This window comes from Corallococcus carmarthensis (genome assembly GCF_003611695.1).
Classification (GTDB): Bacteria; Myxococcota; Myxococcia; order Myxococcales; family Myxococcaceae; genus Corallococcus; species Corallococcus carmarthensis.
In genome coordinates this window covers 1-19,818 of sequence record NZ_RAWE01000100.1, presented here as the reverse complement: position 1 = coordinate 19,818, position 19,818 = coordinate 1, and the positions used below count along the sequence as shown (strand labels likewise).

The 19,818-nt window shown below is 69.8% G+C and carries 17 protein-coding genes and 1 pseudogene; all 18 read left to right on the top strand.

What is annotated here, in order from left to right:
- The first annotated feature begins 87 nt into the window (after positions 1-87).
- The 18 genes and pseudogenes from D7X32_RS47865 (at position 88) to D7X32_RS24545 (ending at position 19,576) form a co-directional block, all read left to right on the top strand.
- Positions 88-833 (top strand): annotated as a pseudogene (locus D7X32_RS47865) (IS5 family transposase).
- A 193-nt stretch (positions 834-1,026) separates the two neighbouring features.
- On the top strand, positions 1,027-1,488 hold the full coding sequence (locus D7X32_RS24625) for a hypothetical protein (RefSeq protein ID WP_167506507.1): 462 nt from the start codon (positions 1,027-1,029) through the stop codon (positions 1,486-1,488).
- A gap of 103 nt (positions 1,489-1,591) precedes the next feature.
- Positions 1,592-1,942 (top strand): phasin family protein, encoded by a 351-nt coding sequence (locus D7X32_RS24620; RefSeq protein ID WP_120605028.1) that lies wholly within the window; start codon positions 1,592-1,594, stop codon positions 1,940-1,942.
- Complete coding sequence (locus tag D7X32_RS24615) at positions 1,939-2,700, top strand: lytic transglycosylase domain-containing protein (protein ID WP_120605017.1); 762 nt, start codon at positions 1,939-1,941, stop codon at positions 2,698-2,700. Before D7X32_RS24620 ends, D7X32_RS24615 begins: the two co-directional genes overlap by 4 nt.
- 159 nt (positions 2,701-2,859) lie before the next feature.
- Positions 2,860-3,537 (top strand): hypothetical protein, encoded by a 678-nt coding sequence (locus D7X32_RS24610; protein WP_120605016.1) that lies wholly within the window; start codon positions 2,860-2,862, stop codon positions 3,535-3,537.
- A 23-nt stretch (positions 3,538-3,560) separates the two neighbouring features.
- The gene (locus D7X32_RS24605) at positions 3,561-4,025 is read left to right on the top strand and encodes a social motility and stimulation tgl protein (protein ID WP_120605027.1); all 465 of its coding nucleotides are present in this window, start codon (positions 3,561-3,563) and stop codon (positions 4,023-4,025) included.
- A 23-nt stretch (positions 4,026-4,048) separates the two neighbouring features.
- On the top strand, positions 4,049-4,807 hold the full coding sequence (gene tgl / locus D7X32_RS24600) for a social motility TPR repeat lipoprotein Tgl (RefSeq protein ID WP_120605015.1): 759 nt from the start codon (positions 4,049-4,051) through the stop codon (positions 4,805-4,807).
- A 21-nt stretch (positions 4,808-4,828) separates the two neighbouring features.
- Entirely contained in the window at positions 4,829-5,215 is a 387-nt protein-coding gene (locus D7X32_RS24595) for a helix-turn-helix domain-containing protein (protein WP_120605014.1), read from the top strand.
- Positions 5,216-5,224: 9 nt separating this feature from the next.
- Positions 5,225-5,959, top strand: coding sequence for a DNA repair protein RecO (gene recO / locus D7X32_RS24590; protein WP_120605013.1), 735 nt, complete (start codon positions 5,225-5,227; stop codon positions 5,957-5,959).
- A 32-nt stretch (positions 5,960-5,991) separates the two neighbouring features.
- On the top strand, positions 5,992-7,017 hold the full coding sequence (locus D7X32_RS24585) for a carbohydrate kinase family protein (protein ID WP_120605012.1): 1,026 nt from the start codon (positions 5,992-5,994) through the stop codon (positions 7,015-7,017).
- A gap of 78 nt (positions 7,018-7,095) precedes the next feature.
- Entirely contained in the window at positions 7,096-8,385 is a 1,290-nt protein-coding gene (locus tag D7X32_RS24580) for a DNA polymerase beta superfamily protein (protein ID WP_120605011.1), read from the top strand.
- Positions 8,382-9,170 carry a nucleotidyltransferase domain-containing protein gene (locus D7X32_RS24575; RefSeq protein WP_171447365.1) on the top strand — a complete coding sequence of 263 codons (789 nt, stop codon included), beginning with the start codon at positions 8,382-8,384 and terminating at the stop codon, positions 9,168-9,170. The genes D7X32_RS24580 and D7X32_RS24575 overlap by 4 nt, the downstream gene beginning before the upstream one ends.
- 184 nt (positions 9,171-9,354) lie before the next feature.
- The gene (locus D7X32_RS24570; RefSeq protein ID WP_439329018.1) at positions 9,355-11,553 is read left to right on the top strand and encodes a protein kinase domain-containing protein; all 2,199 of its coding nucleotides are present in this window, start codon (positions 9,355-9,357) and stop codon (positions 11,551-11,553) included.
- A gap of 95 nt (positions 11,554-11,648) precedes the next feature.
- Positions 11,649-12,641, top strand: coding sequence for a glycine--tRNA ligase subunit alpha (glyQ, locus tag D7X32_RS24565; protein WP_120605010.1), 993 nt, complete (start codon positions 11,649-11,651; stop codon positions 12,639-12,641).
- A complete protein-coding gene (gene glyS, locus D7X32_RS24560) occupies positions 12,631-14,742 on the top strand; it encodes a glycine--tRNA ligase subunit beta (protein ID WP_120605009.1) in 2,112 nt (703 codons plus the stop codon). Before glyQ ends, glyS begins: the two co-directional genes overlap by 11 nt.
- Before the next feature lie 167 nt (positions 14,743-14,909).
- Entirely contained in the window at positions 14,910-16,436 is a 1,527-nt protein-coding gene (locus tag D7X32_RS24555) for a YncE family protein (RefSeq protein ID WP_120605008.1), read from the top strand.
- 2 nt (positions 16,437-16,438) lie between these two features.
- Positions 16,439-18,661 (top strand): hypothetical protein, encoded by a 2,223-nt coding sequence (locus D7X32_RS24550; protein WP_147450248.1) that lies wholly within the window; start codon positions 16,439-16,441, stop codon positions 18,659-18,661.
- A gap of 63 nt (positions 18,662-18,724) precedes the next feature.
- Positions 18,725-19,576, top strand: a complete 852-nt coding sequence (locus D7X32_RS24545) for an FHA domain-containing protein (protein ID WP_120605006.1) — start codon at positions 18,725-18,727, stop codon at positions 19,574-19,576.
- The last annotated feature ends 242 nt before the right edge of the window (positions 19,577-19,818 follow it).

Below are 19,818 nucleotides of genomic sequence, written 5' to 3'. Positions count from 1 at the left end.
CCTGCCGGATCGAACATCGGGGTTGGACCCGGCTTCGGGAGGCATCAGGAGGTTGCCAGCCAGCGTCAGGCATGATCAACGCTGGCTGTGCGCCGACATGAACTGAGCGATGCCGAGTGGAGCCGCATTGAGCCCCTGCTGGGCTTGCGCAGCGGTCCTCCCTCGAAGCGTGGGGACCGCGACTTCATCAACGCCGTCATCTGGCGTGTGAAGACGGGCGTGCAGTGGCGCGACCTGCCCGAGCGATTCGGCCACTGGAAGACGGTCTACAACCGCTTCCACCGTTGGGCGCAGGCTGGGAGATGGGAAGCCATCTTCAAAGCCTTGCGGCTTGAAGTGGATGAGCGCGGCTCCCTCGCGGATGCCTCCGTCGTCCGAGCGCACCAGGACGCCTCGGGCGGAAAAGGGGGGTCCGAAGAAATGCTCTGGGACGTTCTCGAGGAGGTTTTTCAACGAAAGTTCACGCCGTCACAACGACGGGCGGTAAGCCGCTCCACCTCGAAGTAACGCCCGGCCAACAGCATGAGTCCACGATGGCCGAGGAGCTGCTGGTGCACGCCGAAGGCGACGCCTTCATCGCGGACACGGGCTACGATGCCGACCGCATCCTCGCCAACGTGCGCAAGCTCGGGATGACGCCTGTCATCCACTCCCACCCGGGCCGCAAGCACCCGCCGCCCTTGGACCGCACCCTCTACCGGTTGCGCTACCGGGTGGAATGCTTCTTCCACGACCTCAAGCGCTTTCGGGCTGCTGCTACCCGCTACGACAAGACGGCGACCTGCTACCTCGCCGTCCTCCACGTCGCCTCCATGCTTCTCTGGCTGCGTTAATCAGGGACAGCCCCTAGTGTTTCCCCGAAGCGTCCCTGACGCTTCGTGAGCCAGCCGCCGTCCTGGTGTCATGCCGGGGCGGCGGCTTTCTCGTTTTGCACAGTTCGTTCTCTGTCCGCTTGACAGCATGTCGCGGTGCGTTATCTTGACGCATCACGTTATGAGACCCGGAACACCCGGGGGGGAGCGCGACATGGCGACGACGAGTGCGAAGGCTGCTGAGAAGACGGGCGTGACGCAGAACGTGGAGGCCTTCCTGAAGGGGCGGTTCTCCGAGGCGCAGAAGCGGTTCCAGGGCCTGGAAGGGGAGGCGAACAAGGCCTTCCGTGCGCTGGAGACGCGGGGCCAGGTGGCGGCGAAGGAGGTCCAGGCCCTTTGGACGAAGGTGCAGGCTGGTGAGCTGCGGGCGGATCCCCGCGTTCAGGAGCTGACCAAGAAGGTGGACGCGGCGAGCGTGGAGCTGCGCAAGCGGCTGGATGGGCTCCAGGCGAAGGTCGTGGAGACGGTGGGAGTTGCCAGCCAGTCCCAGGTGGAGCAGATCACCCGCGAGCTGAGCCGCCTGTCGAAGAAGCTGGATGTGCTCCTGAAGCCCACCCGGCGTGCTCACCGGACGGCCAAGAATTCGGGCGGCGCGGCGTCTTCTCCGCGGGCCTGAGCAGCGTTTCCATCACCCAAGGGGTGTGCTTAGGTCGCAAACCCCTTTGAATGCCTTGGGTTCCTTCCACGGGAAGGGCCCGGGGTACTCCCGGAGCGACTTCATGGACAACAACACCGAGGCCCCCCGAGAGAAGACCTCCGTGGCGGAGGCATTCGAGCGGATCTGGAGCCAGGCACTTCTGGCGGTGAACACGGCGGAGGAAGAGGCTTCCCGCGCCGTGCAGCGCGTGGCGTCCGTCGCGGGCTGGAGCCAGGACGAGGTGAAGCGTCAGGCCCGCGAGTTCGCGGAGCGGCTGACGGGTCACCGCAAGGACCTGGAGCACAACGTGGAGGAGCGGGTCCGCACGGCCCTGACGCTCCTGAAGCTGCCGCGCCGCGAGGAACTGCAGGCCTTCGGTACCCGCCTGGAGCGTCTGAACGAACGCATCCAGGCCCTGGAGCACCGCAAGTGAGTGGACCCGCCGCCTCGGGCGGCAGGTCGCTGGGAACGCGGTTCTTCGCGGGGCTGCATGCCCTGAGCAGCGGGTGCTCCCGGCTCCCGCTGCTCGCGGGCGTGGCGCTCGTGGTGTCCGCGCGGGTGGTGCCCCTCCTGGAGGAGCCCGCCCCCCAGCCCGTGGTCCCCGAGATGGTGGCGCAGGAGGCCGTCTCCGAGGAGGCGGCGCTCATCGACGCCGTGCTGGCCAAGCGCGCCCCGGACCTGGGGCTCACGCTGCGCCGGCGGCTGGGGCAGGCCATCGACGAGGAGTCGCGCCGCACGGGGTATGACCCGCTGCTGGTGCTGGCCCTCATCGACGTGGAGTCCGACTTCGAGGAGGAGTCCGTCTCCGAGAAGGGCGCCCGGGGCCTGATGCAGATCAAGCCCAGCACGCTGCACTTCCTGGCGGAGAAGGAAGGCCTGAAGCTGTCGCGCGAGGAAGTGGTGGCGGACCCCGCCGTCTGCGTGCGCCTGGGCATCCGCTACCTGCGCTCGCTGCAGGGCCGCTTCGGCGGTGACCTGGACCTGGCGCTGATGGCCTACAACGCGGGCCCCACGCGCATCCGGGACGCCATGAAGGCCGGGGAGCTGGAGAAGTTCCGCCGCTACCCCCGGGCCGTGCGGCGCGACTTCCGGCGGTTCCGTGAGGGCCATGGCCTGGGCGGAGACTGGGCGCTGGCGCAGCGCGAGCCGCCTCCGGAAACGCCCGGCGAGACGCCGACCGCGGCGCCCTGAGGGACCTCTCCGCCTGACTGGAAGACGGACCCCCGCGTGAATGTTCGGGGCGGCGGAGCGCTCCAAGGCAGGCCGTCCCCGCCTTGTCCCGCTCCCCCGGGTGCGCTAAGTCGTTGCAAGCTCCCGGGACTGTTGAGGATTCCCAGGAGGAATGCCCCCATGCCCCGTCCGTCCGCCCGCATCGCACTCACTGTCGCGGCTTCGCTCGTTCCCATGCTGGCCCTGGCCGGCTCGGTCTTCCTGAACGGCGTGAAGATCGACGGTGTGACGAACCAGCGCTTCGAGAAGGCCACCGTCCGCATCGACGGCGAAGGGAACGTCCACATCGACGCGCCGGGGTATGCCGCCCGCGTGACGACCGTGACGCCCGCGCCGCCGCCCACCGCCACGCCTCCGGCCGCCGCGCCCCCGGACGCGGGTGTCGTCGCGCAGGCCCCCGCGCCCGCTGCTCCCTCCGCGCCCACGTCCGTGCCGGGGCGCATCACCCAGCGCTACTGGCTGGTGACGGAGCAGACGACGCCGGGAATGACGGACTTCGACATCGACGTGTACGTGAACTCGCGCTGGCTGCGCCGTTTGCGCAACAACGAGGACCAGGTGGTGGTGGACATCACCAGTCAGTTGCGTCCCGGCGCGAACGCGGTGACGCTGATTGCCCGCAAGCAGAGCGCGGGAAGCCGCCGCAGCACGTCGCCCGGGAACGTCTTCAAGGTGATCATCGGCGAGGGCAACGAGGGTGGCGGCAACGTGATGATTGACACGCCCCTCATCCGCTTCCAGAAGACGGCTGCGGACGCGCAGGACGCGACCGAGGAGTTCACCCTCACCACCCGCTAGGGTGCGTGGGAAGGGAGACGACGGTGTTCACCATCGACGAGCGCTACCGGGGCCTCCCCGCGAATCGCGACCAGGTGCTCGCGATGCACCTGTCCCTCAACACGCCGCACGTGGCCATTCCCGGCAAGCAGGCCGGGCCCGCGCAGGCCTTCGTGGTGGGGCTGCGGGGCGGGCAGGGCGCGGGCGTCTTCGTGTACCTGTACCTCGTGGAGGCGGGGGACTGCGCGGTGTACGTGTCCGGCCGGCGCATCCAGTCCGCGGACGAACTGCGCGAGGACGAGGACGACGCACTCGCGTTCGTGGAGTCGCTGGGCTTCATGATGGACAACGCGAACTGGCGTGCCGCGTCCCCCGCGCAGCAGGACGAGTGGCTCAAGACGCTGCCCGTGTTCTTCCGGGAGCCCACGCTCGTGCCCGCCGTGAAGGCCCGCGCCGAAGAGAAGCGCAACGTCGCCACCACCCTGGGCCGCTTCCTGGCCGCGTTCTGAACCTCCACCCCGGATTGGCACCCATGTCCCGCATCACTTCCTCCTGTTTCCTCACGTTCGCGCTCGCATTCGCGGGCTGCGCGCACGTCCCCACGGAGAAGGAGCGCCGGAGCTCGGAGATCCACTACGACCTGGGCGTGCAGGCCCAGCAGCACGGCCACGTGCAGGACGCGCTCGCGGAGTACCAGAAGGCGCTGGAGCAGAATCCGGAGAACCCGGAGGCCCACAACGCGGTGGGCCTGCTGCTGCACCTGTCCTTCCGGCGGCTCGACGATGCGTCGTCCCACTACGAGCAGGCGCTGAAGTTGCGGCCGTCCTTCTCCGACGCGCGCACCAACCTGGGCAACCTGCGCCTGGATCAGGGCCGGTACGACGACGCCATCAAGCTGTACGAGGAGTCGCTCAACGACATGCAGTACCGCTACGGCTACTCCGCGCAGGGGAACCTGGGCTGGGCGCTCTACAAGAAGGGCGACACGGTGAACGCGCTGCAGAACATCAAGGCGGCCATCACCACCAACCCGGAGTTCTGCCTGGGCTACAAGAACCTGGGCATCATCTACGACGAGACGGGAAAGACGGAGGAGGCGTGCCGCCAGTTCGAGCACTACCGTGAGAAGTGCCCGGACGTGGCGGAGGCCTACCAGCGCGAAGGCGTGTGCCAGGCGAAGCTCGGGCGGGTGGACGAGGCGAAGAAGGCGTTCGCGGGCTGCGAGTCCAAGGCCCAGCCCAACGAGCAGGTGCTCAAGGACGATTGCCGCTCACTGCTGGACCACCTCTAGCCGCGGGGGCCCCGAAAGACCGTGGACCACGTCGACTTCGGCAAATATCTCAGCCAGCAGCGCGAGCTTCGCGGCCTGTCGCGCGAGGACGTCTCCCGGGAGACGAAGATTCCCCCCAGCCTCGTCGCGGCGCTGGAGGCGGGGCAGGTGGAGCGGCTGCCCGAGCGCGTATTCGTGCTGAACTACATCCGCGCGTACGCGCAGGTCATCGGCCTGTCTCCAGAGGAAGCAGCGCTGCGCTACGAGGAGGTGGACCGGGCGGTGCCCGCGCCTTCGCCGGTGCAGCTCGAGAAGGAGCGGCGCAAGCGGGCGTACGTCATCCTGGCCGTGGTGCTGGCGGTCCTGCTCCTGGGCGCGGTCTTGTTCCTGGTGCTGTCCGGGAAACTTCCGCCCCCCACGGGACGTTGAAGAGGGGTCATGGAGCGGTACGCCGACGACGCGTTCGTGCTGTCCACGGTCGACTATGGTGAGTCCGACCGGATGGTGACGCTGCTCACGCGCGAGCACGGCAAGCTGACCGCGTTCGCCGCGGGCGCGCGCAAGAGCAAGCGCCGGTTCGCGGGAGCGCTGGAGCCGTTCATGCGGCTGCGCGTGCAACTGGTGGAGACGCGCGGCAGCACGGTGCGGCTGGACTCGGCGGACATCGTCACGGGCTTCTATGCGGCGCGCGAGGACCTGTCGCTCATCGCCCGGGCGCTGTACGCGGTGGAGCTGTGCCGCGAGCTCACGCGCGAACACGAACCGCACCCGGAGCTGTTCGAGCTGGTGGAGGGCTACCTGCACCGGCTGGACGCGAAGGAGGCCGGGCCCACGTCGTTGCTCGCGTTCGAGCTGGCGGCGCTGGCGCAGGCGGGCTTGATGCCGCGCTTCGACTCCTGCTCGCTGTGCGGCGGTCTGCCCGGTGAGCGGCCCCGGTTCGATCAGGGCCACGGTGGCGCGGTGTGCGAGCCGTGTGGCGGACGTGCGCGGGACTCCGTGGCGGTGCCGGTGGCGCTGCTGTCCGGTCTGCGCTCGCTCCAGGAAGGCGCGCGCACGCCGCTGCCCGCGGATCTTCGCGCGCGGGCTCGCGGACTGCTCAACGTCTTCATCGCGCACCACCTGGGCCGCAAGCTCAAGAGCGTGGACTTCATGGCGCAGGTGGGCCTGGACTGACGGGCAGCGCGCGGTCTCCTGGGGGAAGTGTCATGCACGAGGCCGGACCGCTGGACGTGGTGTGTGTCGGCGAGACGCTGGTGGACTTCCTTCCCGTGGCGGGCGGCGCCACGCGCGTGCGGGACGTGGAGGCCTGGAAGCCGTCACCGGGCGGCTCACCGGCCAACGTGTCCGTGGGACTGGCGCGGCTGGGTCTTCGCTCGGCGATGGTGGGCGTGGTGGGCTCGGACGAGTTCGGCCACTTCCTGCGGGACCGGCTGGCGGCGGACGGTGTGGACGTGAGCCGCCTGCGCCAGGTGGACCACGCTCGCACGGGCCTGCTGTTCGTCTCGCTGGACGCGCATGGCGAGCGCAGCTTCACGTACTTCCGGACGCGTTCGGCGGAGTTCCTGCTGGATGACTCCGACGTGGACGGCGACTTCGTGCGGCGTGCGAAGGCGCTGCACTGCGGCTCCAACTCCCTGCTCCTTCCCGAGGCGCGTGAAGCCATGGTGCGCATGCTCACCCTGGCCCGTGACGCCGGGATGCTGGTGAGCTGTGATCCGAACCTGAGGCTGCACGTGTGGGAGCGGCCCGAGGAGCTGCGGGTCCTCCTGGGCCGCATGCTCCCGCTGTGCACGGTGGTGAAGCTGTCCGAGGAGGAGATCCACTTCGCGACCGGCGAGCACTCACCCGAGGCGGCCCTGCATGTCCTGGCCGCGCAGGGCGTGCGGCTGCCCGTGGTGACGCTGGGCCCGCGCGGTGCGGTGTTCCTCTGGCAGGGCGAGGTCCTCTCCGTTCCCGCTCCGCAGGTGACGGTGGTGGACACGACGGGCGCCGGTGACGGCTTCGTGTCCGCGATGTTGAGCGGATTGGTTCGTGGCTATGGCGACGCGCGTTCGTTGGAGGGGGCGACGCGCGAGGACCTGATCTCGCTGATGACCTTCGCCGCGGGCGTGGGGGCGCGGGTGGTGACGAAGCTGGGGGCGGTGGCGGCGCTTCCCCTGGCGTCCGAAGTGGAAGGGCTGTGGCCCTCGCGGCCTATCGCGCCCGACGTCGTGCGGCGCATCGCACGCTGACGGGAAGCGCCGTGCCGGGTCAGGCTCGCGTGCTTCACTGCGTCCACCGTTGCCCACCATCCCATCCAGGAGGGACCGATGAGTGACATCCGAGATACCTCTTCCTCCCCCACGGCTCGGGTCCGGGGGCTGGAGCAGATCGACCGGCTGTCGGTGCCCCTGCCGCATGGCACCGAGGTCACGACGCGCGTGGAGCGCGTGGCGTCCGCGGGGCGCCGCATCCCGCAGGGCGTGGTGGGCCGGGTGGTGCGCGCGCATGACGGCGGCTTCGACGTGCAGATCGTCGGCGTGGGCGAGGTGTGGTTCGCGCGCGATGAACTGGTACCCCGGCGCGTGGGCCAGGTGCAGTTCGCCCAGCGGCGCGAGGCCGCCTGGGGTGCATTGCGGCCGTGCGTGGTGCTGGAGACGCGCGTGGGCAGTCATGCCTGGGGGCTCGCGGACGAGCGCTCCGACGTGGACGTGCGCGGTGTCTTCGCGCTGCCCCTGCCGTGGACGCTGGGCCTGGGGCAGCCGCCGCAGGACCTGGTGAGCGCGGATGGGAGCACCACGTACTGGGAGGTCCGCAAGACGGTGGAGCAGGCGCTGCGCGCGGATCCGAACACGCTGGAGACGCTCTTCGTCCCAGGCGCGACGCCGGTGGACGAGCTGGGCACGTGGGTGCTGGAGGCGCGCGAGGCGTTTGTCTCCAAGGCCATCTTCGGCAGCTTCGGGCGCTACGCGATGAGCCAGCTCGACAAGCTCACCCGCAGCCAGCGGCTGGCCGAGCACCGCGATCTGCTCCTCGCGTGGCTGTGCGAGGAGCCCACGCCGGACCTGGATGAGGTGGCCCGGCGCCTGGCCGCCGTGTCGCCCCGCGCCGCGCCCACGCCCGAGGACGCGGTGCTCGCGGCGAAGACGTACGTCAAGCAGCTCTACCGCTCGCTCTGGGACCAGGGACTGCTCGCTGCGAACGACTTCGCGGCGCTCACGGCGTACGCGCGCGGTGGCGGTCAGCGTCCTCCGTCCGCACGGGAGCTGCGGCCGAAGAACGCCTACAACCTGCTGCGGCTGGTGGCGCTGGCGACGGGCTGGCTGCGTGACGGGGCGCCCACGTTCGAGGCGAGCGGGGCGTTGAAGGCGCGGCTGCTCGACATCAAGGGCGGACAGGTGCCACTGGAGGACGTGCTGAGCGACGCCGAGGCGATGGCGCCGGAGCTGGAGGCCGCGCACCGGGAGAGCCGGCTGCCGGAGCATCCGGACTACGCCCGCGCGGACCGGCTGTTGCGGCGGGTGGGAGATGAAGTGGCTCGGCGCTGGGTCTTGAAGACGCCCGGACCGCTGGGCCGTGATGCGCCGGAGGCCCCGGCACTGGAAGGAGGGACGGAATGAAGGGCAGGGTGACGGAACATCAGGAGCGGATGGCGGACCGCGTGATGGACGATGAGTCCCTCAAGCGCGAGCACCTGGTCATCTCGCTGTCCGGCGCGCATGCGTACGGCTTCCCGTCGCATGACAGCGACCTGGACCTCAAGGCCATCCACATCGCGCCCACCGCCGCGCTCCTCGGCCTCCAGCCCCGGCACGTTCCGGCGGAACGGCTGGAGGTGCTGGAGGGCGTGGAGGTGGACTACTCGTCCAACGAGCTGCAGCCCGTGCTGCTGGGTATCCTCCAGGGCAACGGCAACTACATCGAGCGGGTGCTGGGGGCCATCACCGTGCGGGCCCTGCCGGAGCTGGAGACGTTGCGGCCTCGGGTGCGGGCCGTGTTGTCGCGGCGCATCCACCGGCACTACCGCGGCTTCGCGCAGGGGCAGTTCCGCGAGTGGGAGAAGAGCGGATTCCGCTCCGTGAAGAAGTTGCTGTACGTGCTGCGCACCACGCTCACCGGAACGCATGCGCTGCGCACGGGCGAGGTGGAGACGGACGTCACCGTCCTGCTGGAACCGTATGGCTTTGTCGAAGCCGGCGAACTGGTGGAGCGCAAGCAGCGCGGTGAGCGCATCGAGCTGACCGATGCGCTCAGCGAGCAGTGGCAACGGGAGGTGACGCGCGCCTTCGCCGTGCTCGACGCGGCGGATGCGGCCTCCGTGTTGCCTCTGGAGCCACAACCGCCGGCCGTGGCCGCGCTTGAGGGATGGATGCTCGGCGTGCGGCGCCAGCGGTTCGGCGCCTAAACCGCTTTCCCAGGGCTCCTGGCGCAGGTGGGCGGCATGTCTGGAAAGACGATCATCGACCTGGGGAGGCATGGCGGGTAACATCCGCCCCGCCATGAGCACCCAGGGTGGCGCCGGAGAAGATCCCGACCGGGGGAGGCGCATCGGAAAGTACGAGATTCTCACTCGACTCTCGATGGGAGGGATGGCGGAGCTGTTCCTCGCGTTCACCTCCGGCCCCGGTGGCTTTCGCAAGTTCGTGGCGGTGAAGCAGATCCTCCCCGACATCAAGAAGGACGACCAGTTCGTCAAGATGTTCCTCGACGAGGCGCGCATCACCGCGGCCTTCTCGCACGCGAACATCGGACAGGTGTTCGACCTGGGCGAGGAGGACGGTGAGCTGTACCTCGCCATGGAGTTCCTGCCCGGCCAGAACCTGGAGCAGGTGGTGAAGATGGCGGAGCGGCGCAAGTACGCGCTGCCGCTGGGCTTTACCGCGCGCGTGATCCGCGACACGTGCCTGGGCCTGCACTACGCCCACCACTTCATGGATCCGTCGGGCCGCCCCGTGGCGGTGGTGCACCGCGACGTGTCCCCGAAGAACGTGATGCTCACCTACGACGGCGTCGTGAAGGTGATCGACTTCGGCATCGCCAAGGCGCGCGGCAAGCTGGGCCGCACGCAGGTGGGCACCGTGAAGGGGACCAGCGGGTACATGTCCCCGGAGCAGGTGCGCAACCGGGACCTGGATGGCCGCAGCGACCAGTTCTCCACGGGCGTGATGCTCCACGAGCTGCTGGCCGGACAGCGCCTGTTCAACGCGCCGGGCGAGGCGGCCGTGATGATGCAGATCGTGGACGGGGAGATCCCCGCGCCGCGCTCGCTCAACCCGGCCGTGCCAGAGGCCATGGAAGCGGTGGTGCTCAAGTCGCTGTCGCGCGATGCCGCCCAGCGCTTCGGCACCTGCCGGGAGATGGCGCGCGCCATCGAGGCCACGCTGGGCGCCGAGCTGTTCGATGAAGACCAGATGACCGCCGTCATGGGCGAGCTCTTCGAGGAGAAGCGCCAGAAGACGCGCACCCTCCTGGAGCTGGCCAGCCGCGCCGAGGACGCCCGCGTCAGCGAGGCCGCCGGTGCGCTCCAGGCGGAGGAGGGCACGGATCAAGCCGCCGCCGCGGCCACCGCGCAGGTGAAGTCACCGCACGCGGATGCCCCGCCGCCGGATGTCGCCGCGTCCTTCAAGCCCACGCCCGTCCGCCGCCCCGCGGCCGAATCCGCGACGCCCGCCCCGCGTGCGACACCGCGTCCCGCCACGGAACCCGCCGAAGCCCGCGCCTCGCGCGTCAACACGCCGACGGTGACGCCGCGAGCGGCGCGGCCTGCGGCCTCCGACGCGGCGCCCATTCCCCGGGTGATCCGTCCTCCCGCGGATGCCGTGCGTCCCTCGCGGGCGCGTCCCATCGCGCGGCCCGAACCCGCCGAGGCCCGCGGTGCGCCCCAGGACGATGGGCTGATGGATCCGCCCAGCGATCTCCAGACGCAGCGCTTCCGGGCCCGTCCGGCGCGGAACTCCGCGCGGCCCTCCCAGCAGGCTGAGGAAGAGGTCGCTGAGGCGCCCCCCGTGGCGAAGCCCGCCCGTGAGGGCTCCGGCTGGGGCATGCGGTTGTTCCTGCTCCTCATCCTGGGCGGCGTGGGCTACCTGTTGACGCTCGCGCCCGTGCGCCGCGTGTTCATGCCCGCGGTTGACTCCGTGAAGCAGTGGGTGAAAGCGGAGCTGGATCCGGCCCCTCCCGTGGACCCCGCCGCGAACGGACAGTGGCCGCCGAAGCCCTCCGGTCCTCCGCCAGGATTCGCCCAGAAGACCACCCCCGAGCCGGAGAAGGCTCCGGAAGTGGAGACGCCGCCCCCGCTCCCGCCCGAACCCGTGGTGGACGCGACGCCCGTCGACCCGAAGAAGACGCCCGCGGGCAAGGGTGGCCGCAAGCCGAAGCCGGCCCCCAGCGCTCCGGCCGCCACGACGGAAAAGCCTACGGTGGCGAAGGTGGACCCGCGCCCCGCGAAGCCCGAGCCCTCGGTGCGGCCCCCGGAGCCCGTCACCACCGTCACGCAGGCGGAGAACCCGGAGGTGCTCGACACCACCACCGCGAAGGGCGCGGCGAAGGCGGGCCTGGGTTGGCTGACGCTCTACACGGTGCCGAAGAACGCAGCGGTGTTCGACGGCGCCACGCAGTTGGGGACGTCCCCGCTGACGAAGTTCCCACTCCCCGTGGGCACCTACCGTCTGCGCGTGGTGGACCCGCAGGACCCTGGCGGAACGAGCAAGCTGTTGTCCGCTCCCATCCGTCCGGGCGAGGTGACGAAGCTGCAGATTCGACTGGCCGACCTCCCGGCCTACTCGGACTGATGGCCGTCCTTGACGCTCCTGGACCCCCTCACTAGGGTCCGCCGCGTTCCGCCTCCGCCTCCGCCTTCGACGCACTGCGAGAAGGACTCGCCATCATGTATTTCCAGGACCTCATCCTCACGCTCCAGAAGCACTGGGCCGACAAGGGATGCATCGTCACCCAGTCGTACGACACGGAAGTCGGCGCGGGCACGATGGCCCCCTACACGTTCCTGCGCGCGCTCGGTCCCGAGCCGTGGAACGTCGCCTACGTGCAGCCCTCGCGGCGCCCCGCCGACGGCCGCTTCGGTGAGAACCCGAACCGCCTGTTCCAGCACCACCAGTTCCAGGTCATCCTCAAGCCCGCGCCCAAGAACGTCCAGGAGCTGTACCTGGAGTCGCTGCGGAAGATCGGCCTGGACCCGCTGGAGCACGACATCCGCTTCGTCGAGGACGACTGGGAGTCGCCGACGCTGGGCGCCTGGGGCCTGGGCTGGGAGGTGTGGTGTGACGGCGAGGAGGTGACGCAGTTCACCTACTTCCAGCAGTGCGGCGGCTTCGACTGCCGCCCCGTGGCCGCGGAGCTGACGTACGGGCTGGAGCGCCTGGCCAGGTACCTCCAGAACGTGGAGAGCGTCTTCGACATCGAGTGGGTCAAGGGCGTGAAGTACCGCGAGGTCTTCCACGCGAACGAGGTGGAGATGAGCAAGTACGCCCTCCACGAGTCGGATCCGCAGATGCTCTTCACGCTGTTCGACGCGTACGAGAAGGAGTGCAAGCGGCTCATCGAGCGCCACCTGCCGCTGCCCGCGTACGACTACGCGCTGAAGTGCTCGCACACGTTCAACCTGCTGGATGCGCGCGGCGCCATCTCCGTCACCGAGCGTGCCAGCTTCATCAAGCGCGTGCGTGACAACGCGCGCCTGTGCGCGGAGGGCTACCTGCAGATGCGCGAGCGGCTGGGCTTCCCGCTGACGAAGACGCCGTGGACGGTGGGGGAGCAGCCGCCGGTGCTGGAGGGCAAGCCCGCCAGCGACTACTGGAAGACGGTGCAGCTCAACAAGCCGGTGGAGAAGAAGGAGAAGACGGAGGTGGCCCGTGGCGCGTGACCTGCTCCTGGAAATCGGTGCCGAGGAGATCCCGGCGTCGTTCATCGTGCCCGCGCTGGAGGACCTGAAGCGCGTGCTCACCGAGCGCATGGCCGACGCGCGCTTGAAGCACGGTGATGTGCGCACCTTCGGAACGCCGCGCCGGCTGGCCATCCTCGTGCGCGACGTGGCGGACTCGGGCGAGGACGTGACGAAGGAGGTCCTGGGGCCCAGCGCCAAGGCTGCCTTCGACGCGCAGGGCAAGCCCACCAAGGCGGCGGAGAAGTTCGCCGAAGGGCTCAAGCTGACCGTGGACGCGCTCGGCCGCACGACGACCGCCAAGGGCGAGTACGTGTCCGCGCGCGTGGAGGAGAAGGGACGCCCGGCGGACGCCATCCTCCAGGATGCGCTGCACGCCGCGGTGCACGGCATCAACTTCCGCAAGTCCATGCGCTGGGGTGACGTGGACACGTCCTTCGCGCGCCCGGTGCAGTGGCTGGTCGCGCTGTTGGGCGACACGGAACTGCCGGTGGTGCTCGGCGACGTGAAGAGCGGACGGACGACCTATGGCCACCGCTTCCTCGCGCCGGGTCCCATCACGCTGAAGACGCCCGCGGACTACGAGTCCGCGCTGGAGAAGGCGCACGTGCTGGCGGACATCGGCAAGCGCCGCGCGGCACTCGTGGAAAAGCTGCACGCCGCGGCGAAGGCGGCAGGCGGGCAGCTCATGGAGGACGAGGGCCTGGTGGACCAGGTGACGAACCTGGTGGAGCTGCCGAACCCCGTGGTGGGCAGCTTCGACGCGCGCCACCTGGACCTGCCGCCGGAGGTGCTGGTGCAGGAGATGAAGAGCCACCAGCGCTACTTCTCGCTGTTGGACGGGCAGGGGAAGCTCCTGCCGCGCTTCATCGCCGTGTCCAACACGCCGGTGCGCGACGCGCAGCTGTCCCTGCGTGGCTACGAGCGCGTGCTGCGCGCGCGGCTCGCGGATGGCCGCTTCTTCTTCGACGAGGACCGCCGCACGCCGCTGTCCGACCGCGTGGAGAAGCTGGGCCGCGTGGTGTGGCAGGGCCAACTGGGCACGTACCTGGAGAAGGTGGAGCGCTTCCGTGCGCTCGCGGGTTGGCTCGCGCAGGCCACGGGCAGGGCAGGGGAGGCGGCCACGGTGGAGCGCGCCGCCACGCTGTCCAAGGCGGACCTCGTCACCGGCATGGTGGGCGAGTTCCCGGAGCTCCAGGGCGTGATGGGCCGCGAGTACGCGCGCGCGGGCGGCGAGCCCGACGCGGTGGCGCTGGCCATCTTCGAGCACTACCTGCCCCGCGGCGCCGAGGACGCGCTGCCGTCGCACGACGCGGGCGCGCTCATCGGCCTGGCGGACCGGCTGGACTCGCTGTGCGGCATCTTCGCCATCGGCAAGGCGCCGTCGGGCGCGGCGGATCCGTTCGCGCTGCGCCGCGCGTGCCTGTCCATCATCCGCATCGTGCTGGGGCGCGGCTACCGCTTCAGCCTGTCGGCCGCGGTGGATGAGGCGCTGCGCCTGCTGGCCCCGAAGCTGGCCAACGTGAAGCGCAAGCCGGGCGAAGCGGCCCCGCGTGAACAGGTGCTGGAGTTCTTCCGCGGCCGCCTCAAGGCGCTGTGGGGCGAGCAGTACCGCACGGACGTCGTGGAGGCGGTGCTGGCCGTGGGCTTCGACGACCTGGTCGCGGCGAAGAAGCGCCTGGAGGCCCTGAGCTTGCTCGTGGGCCACTCGGACTTCCAGCCGCTGGCCGCGGCGTTCAAGCGCGTGGTCAACATCGTGGAGAAGCAGGGCAAGGACGTGGCCGGCGGGCAGACCAACCCGCAGCGCTTCACCGACGAGCCGGAGAAGAACCTCCACACCGCCTTCACCCAGGCGCGCGCCAAGGTGGGCGAGCACGTGCGCGCGGATGACTTCGCCGGGGCGCTCAAGGAGATCACCGGCCTGAAGCCCGCCGTGGACACCTTCTTCGACAAGGTGATGGTCATGGCCGAGGACAAGGACCTGCGGGAGAACCGCATCCGGTTCCTCACGGAGATTGGCGCCCTGTTCAACCAGGTGGCGGACTTTTCCAAGATCCAGGCGGAAACCGCCGCGGCGGCCTGAGGCCTGACCGCTGTTTCACCGCCGGAGCGTGCCCGTTCCCCCGCCAGGGGAGCGGCGCACGGCTTCCGTGCGGGGTTCGGATGTCAGCGGGAGAGCGGCCGGGAATAGCGGCAGCCCTATTCAGTTGCCCGGGGCGGGGCGCCGTTCCTACACTCCGCCCCCCTCTGATGCGCCTCCATTTCCTGACCCCCGCGCTGCTGCTCCTCGGGGCGTGTTCGATCGAATCTGAACCGAACCCGCCTCCGTCCACCCGCTTCGTGTACCCCAGCGGGGTGGCGTTCTGGCGCCCTCCGGCGGCAGGGGGGCCCTCGGCGAGCAACGGCTATCTCTTCGTCGCGAACGCCAACTTCGACAACTGCTACGACTCCGGTTCGGTGGTGGCGCTGAACCTGGACACACTGAGCACGCAGGTGGACGGGCAGGCGGTCACGCTCCCCCACCTGGGCAGTGCGCTTCCGGACTCCGCGCTCGCCTTCGAGGACCTGGCGTCCGCGGACGAATCGCTCGTGCAGATCCGCAGCTTCGCGGGCGAGCTGGGCATGTGGGTGAACCCGGCCAACGGGCTGCCGCGCCTGTTCGTACCCTCGCGCGCGGAGGGCAACAACCTGAACGCGGTGGATGTGACCTTTGAGGCCAACGGCGCGCCGGTGCTCACCTGCGTGCAGGGCGGCGTGGACTGCCGCAACGGCGCGCTGTCGCTCACGGACGACATCCCGGCGTCCCTCAGTAGCGGCAGCTCGGGCCTGCCCCGCGCGCCGTCGCCCATTGGCGTGACGGTGGATGACGCGAGCGGCACGCTGTACGTGACGCACTCGGAGGCGGCGGATTCGCCCGCGAAGTCCAGCACCAACTTCGAGAACTACCTGGCCACGGTGAAGCTGGACAACCCCACGCGTGACACGCTGGGCTTCATCCCGCTGTCGCCGGAGGGCTACCTCTACGGCGGCTCGGATTCCGTGACGGTGGGCGCGGGCTACCTCTACGTGACGGGCCGCAACTTCGTGGCCGGCATCAGCGGCACCGTGGCCGGCAACTTCGTGCTGCGGCTGGTGGACAAGAACGAGCCCGGCATCATCCTGGAGCCCGCGCTGCAGTCGGAGTACCGCATCCGCGAGGCGCGCGCGGCGCGCGTCGTGCCCCGGCCGGTGACGGCGGCGGAGCTGGCGGCGCGTCCGAACTTCGTGCGCGAGCGGCTGTACATGCTGGCGCGCGGCCCCGACACGCTGCTCACCATCGACTTCGAGTACGACGCGGTGCCGGGCGCCGCCGCCACCCAGCCCTTCTTCCGGGTGGTCTCCGCGGTGCCCATGCCCGACGGAGTGAGCGACATGCAGCTCGTCTCGCGCACGCCGGGCACGTCCAACGCGGACACCAACATCATCGCGGTGACGAGCACCGGCGACAGCGCGGTGTCCCTCTACGACGAGGCGCTCGGGCAGGTCGTGGCGCAGGTGCCGCTCGTCAATTCCCTCAACCAGACCAGCAACCCGTCGCAGGCCTTCGGGCTGACGGTGGACAACCCGGCCGGGACGAACGCGGCGCGGCTGTTCGTGACCAACTTCGGTGACGGACAGGTGGCCATCGTGGACATCCCCGACCTCGCGCGTCCCCAGGATGCGCGGGTGGTGGCGAAGCTGGGCACGCAGCAGCAGCGCGATCCGAACCAGGGCACCAGCGTGTGCCAGGAGAACTGACCTTGAAGCGCGGCTTTCTTGCTGCCCTGTTGCTGAGCGGCGCGAGCTTCGCGCTCGCGTGCTCCGACACCACCTCCACCGCGGGCGCCGCCGGTCTGTCCGGCACGTACGACGTGGTGCTCTCCAACCAGCTCGTCTTCGTCACGTCGCAGGACCGGGATGAGTTGCGCGTGCTGGACCTGACGCGCTCGCCGCGTGAGTTCCTCCCCGCGCCGAACCCGCTGGAGCCCCTGGCCATCCCCGTCATCGCGCGGCCCGATTCGCTCACGCGCGACGTGGGCTACGACTCCAGCGGCCACGACGTGTCCGGCCCGTACATCTACGCGCGCAGCTCCGGCGGCCGTGGCATCTCCGTGGTGGCCGCGAACCCCGCGCGCCTCAACGAGGTGACGCGCCTGGCGACCGGCCAGCTCATCACCGCCTTCGCCGCGCACGCGCCGGTGGCGGAGGGCGCACCGAGCGTCCTGTACTACGCGCTCCAGACGCGTCCGGAGGCCGCCGAGCAGCTCTGCGGCCCCTTCGGCGGCGGCGTGGTGATGCGCCAGGAACTGCCCGGGCCGGAGGGCTTCGACGCGGCCGCGCTGCCGCCCGCGCTTCCCGTCTTCTGCCTCAAGCCGGCGGACACGGTGATGTCCCTGATCACGCTGCCCGCGCGGGCCAACGTGGCGGACTCGCTGGTCGTCGCCATCCGCAACGTGTCCGGCACCAGCCGGCTGGTGCGCGTCGTCGCGGACGGGGCCTCCGTGGAGATTCCGTACAAGCGGCCGCGTCCGGCGCCCTACGTGGTGCCCACGTACACGGACCTGGTGGACATCCCGGCGCGGCTCGTGGCCACGCACCCCAGCTACGAGGTGAGGAAAGACAAGGTGGCTGGGAAGTGCCCAGAGGGCAGTGTGGAGAAGAGCCAGGACGACGGTACGACGATCTGCATCGAGACCTGGCCCGCGGGCCGCTACGTCTACGTGGTGCTGGATGAGCTGACGTGCAACTCGTCGGACTGCGAGGGCGTCATCGCGCTCGACAACGGGCCGGATCCGCTGGTGCCGTCCGCGGCGCCGGTGCTCGCCCGGGACGTCACGGGCGCGCCCATGCTGACCCTGAAGCCGTCCGGGGGCCTGCCCACGGGCCTCACGTTGCGCGCGGACCTGCAGGTCCGCGAGTTCCTGTCGGACAGCGTGGCCTACATCAACACCATTCCGCTGCTGGGCATCGTGCCGTCGTCCAATGGGGATATCACCCTGTTCCGCGCCGACGAGCGGCGCGCGTTCAACCTGGACCGTCACCCCACCGACGGGCCGCTGAGCGCGTCGGTGACCGCGGAGCTGCGCGACAGCAACGAGCTTGCGCGCACGGAGCAGGTCCAGGGCGCCATCACCGCGATCGAGCCGGGCTGCCCCCAGGTGGACGCGACCAACGCCACGGCGTTCCTCTGCAATGGGACGGTGCCTGGCGGCACGTACCGCTTCGTCTTCCAGGGCGAGCTGCCTGGACTGGTGGGCCTCAGGCGCGACCTGACCGTGGAGGACCCGCAGCTCCTCATCGAAACGGACCTGGCGACGGCTCGCGGGGTGGTGCCCGGGGACTCCATCGTGCTGGAGAACAACGCGGGCGCCTGCTCGACGATCATCCCCATCCTCCGCCTGGAGGACCAGGGCAACGGCCTCACCCGGCTCTACCCGGACCTGTCGAATGAGGAGGTCGCCGCCGGGGCGCAGGCCTGCGCCTCGTATCCGAACTTCTCCGTGCGCGCGGGAGCGACCGTGAAGCCCTACCTGCTGTATTCGGGCCTGGAGAGCAGTGACACGTTCGTGCAGCGGCTCAACGTCGGCGAGGCGTACACGGTCTCCAGCTTCCTGGACTACTACTACCACCCGAACGGCTTCGACCTGGGGCTGGACCCGCCCAAGTCGCCCACCACCTACGCGCCCGCGCCGCTCACGCTCACGCTGACTCCGAACATCGGAGCCTCGGACCGGCTGAACCCAGGCGACCGCTTCGTGGTGACGCTGCTGCCGCGCTTCCGCCGCTTCGTCTTCGGCGTGGACACCAGCTCGACGAGCAACCTGGCGGTCTACACCCTGCCTGCTTCCGTGGTGGCCACGGACGTGGACGGCGCCAGCCTGGCCTTCCTCGCGTACCCCTCGGCGGACGGCATCCTCCAGGTGGCCCTGGAGTCGATCAGCGACAACGTGGACAACCTCACGTATCTCCGGGCGTTCCAGTAACTGGGCGCGCCCGGCCGGAGCTGTTATCGTCCCCAGCGTCCAGCATTTCCCGAGCCAAGACCGATGATCGATCAGAACTCCCGTCCCGCACGCAAGGTCGGCATCGCCGAGCACCTGTGGGAGACGTACGAAGAGATGGCCCAGCAGATGGGGTCGGATCGCGACGCGCTCATCAACCAGGCGCTGTTCATGTTCGCGCGCCTCAACGGCTTCATCGACGTGAAGACGAAGGGGGAGCCCGCGGTGGCGGCCGTGCCGTCGCCCGCGCCTTCTGCGCGTCCTGCCGCCGCGCCACCCCCGGCCGCCGCCGCCAAGGGTGGGCCGCCGGTGCTCGCGCCCGCGCCGGCTTCGCGCCCCGCCGCTCGCAACGCGCCGGAGGAGCGTCCCTCCTCCAACGGGCTGGACAATGATCCGGTGCGTCGCGAGGTCGCCGAGCGCGTCCTGGAGACGGCCGCCGAGCTGGAGCGGCTCATCAAGGGCAAGAACGAGCCGCCTCCGCCCTCCGCCGACGACATGATCGAGGACGAGGAGGAGCCCCTGCCGGAGCAGGAGGATCCGCCGCTCGACGACATGCAGGACGAGGCTCCCGAAGAGGCCGAAGAGGAGCCCATGGAGGAGGCGGACGAGGAGGAGGGCGCGTCGCTCTACCTCGTCCTGGAGTCCGGCGAGCAGGAGAAGATCGTCAAGGACCGCTACGTCATCGGCCGCGGCAAGCACTGCGACTTCGTCATCAACTCCGGCAAGGTGTCGCGCGAGCACGCCGTCATTGCCCGCGACGGCGGCGAGTTCTACATCGAGGACCTCGGCTCCTCGAACGGGACCTGGTTCAACAAGCAGCGCATCAAGCGCCGCAAGGTTGAAGACGGGGACGAGTACTTCATCTGCAGTGAGAAGATCCGCCTCGTCATCCACTGAGACGCGGATGACGCAGGACCCCACGGTGCGATGGCCTTGTTCAGGAATTGACGGGCTCCAGGCCTCCATTGTTTGATGGGGGTCGCCTGCTTCCCATGGGAGCAGGTGCCGAATGACACCTGCTCAGCCTGCACTGTGGACGATTCTGGGAGTGGCCCTGGTGATTGCCGTGGTGACCGACGTGCTGCGCCGGCTCATCCCGAACGCCGTGACCTATCCGCTCATCGTGCTCGGGCTCGGGG

Excerpts from the sequence above, each read along its gene's own strand:
- D7X32_RS24625 (WP_167506507.1), top strand. The coding sequence starts at position 1,027 with ATGGCGACGACGAGTGCGAAGGCTGCTGAGAAGACGGGCGTGACGCAG.
- D7X32_RS24620 (WP_120605028.1), top strand. The coding sequence starts at position 1,592 with ATGGACAACAACACCGAGGCCCCCCGAGAGAAGACCTCCGTGGCGGAG.
- D7X32_RS24610 (WP_120605016.1), top strand. The coding sequence starts at position 2,860 with ATGCCCCGTCCGTCCGCCCGCATCGCACTCACTGTCGCGGCTTCGCTC.
- tgl (WP_120605015.1), top strand. The coding sequence starts at position 4,049 with ATGTCCCGCATCACTTCCTCCTGTTTCCTCACGTTCGCGCTCGCATTC.
- recO (WP_120605013.1), top strand. The coding sequence starts at position 5,225 with ATGGAGCGGTACGCCGACGACGCGTTCGTGCTGTCCACGGTCGACTAT.
- D7X32_RS24585 (WP_120605012.1), top strand. The coding sequence starts at position 5,992 with ATGCACGAGGCCGGACCGCTGGACGTGGTGTGTGTCGGCGAGACGCTG.
- D7X32_RS24580 (WP_120605011.1), top strand. The coding sequence starts at position 7,096 with ATGAGTGACATCCGAGATACCTCTTCCTCCCCCACGGCTCGGGTCCGG.
- D7X32_RS24575 (WP_171447365.1), top strand. The coding sequence starts at position 8,382 with ATGAAGGGCAGGGTGACGGAACATCAGGAGCGGATGGCGGACCGCGTG.
- D7X32_RS24570 (WP_439329018.1), top strand. The coding sequence starts at position 9,355 with ATGGCGGAGCTGTTCCTCGCGTTCACCTCCGGCCCCGGTGGCTTTCGC.
- glyQ (WP_120605010.1), top strand. The coding sequence starts at position 11,649 with ATGTATTTCCAGGACCTCATCCTCACGCTCCAGAAGCACTGGGCCGAC.
- D7X32_RS24555 (WP_120605008.1), top strand. The coding sequence starts at position 14,910 with ATGCGCCTCCATTTCCTGACCCCCGCGCTGCTGCTCCTCGGGGCGTGT.
- D7X32_RS24545 (WP_120605006.1), top strand. The coding sequence starts at position 18,725 with ATGATCGATCAGAACTCCCGTCCCGCACGCAAGGTCGGCATCGCCGAG.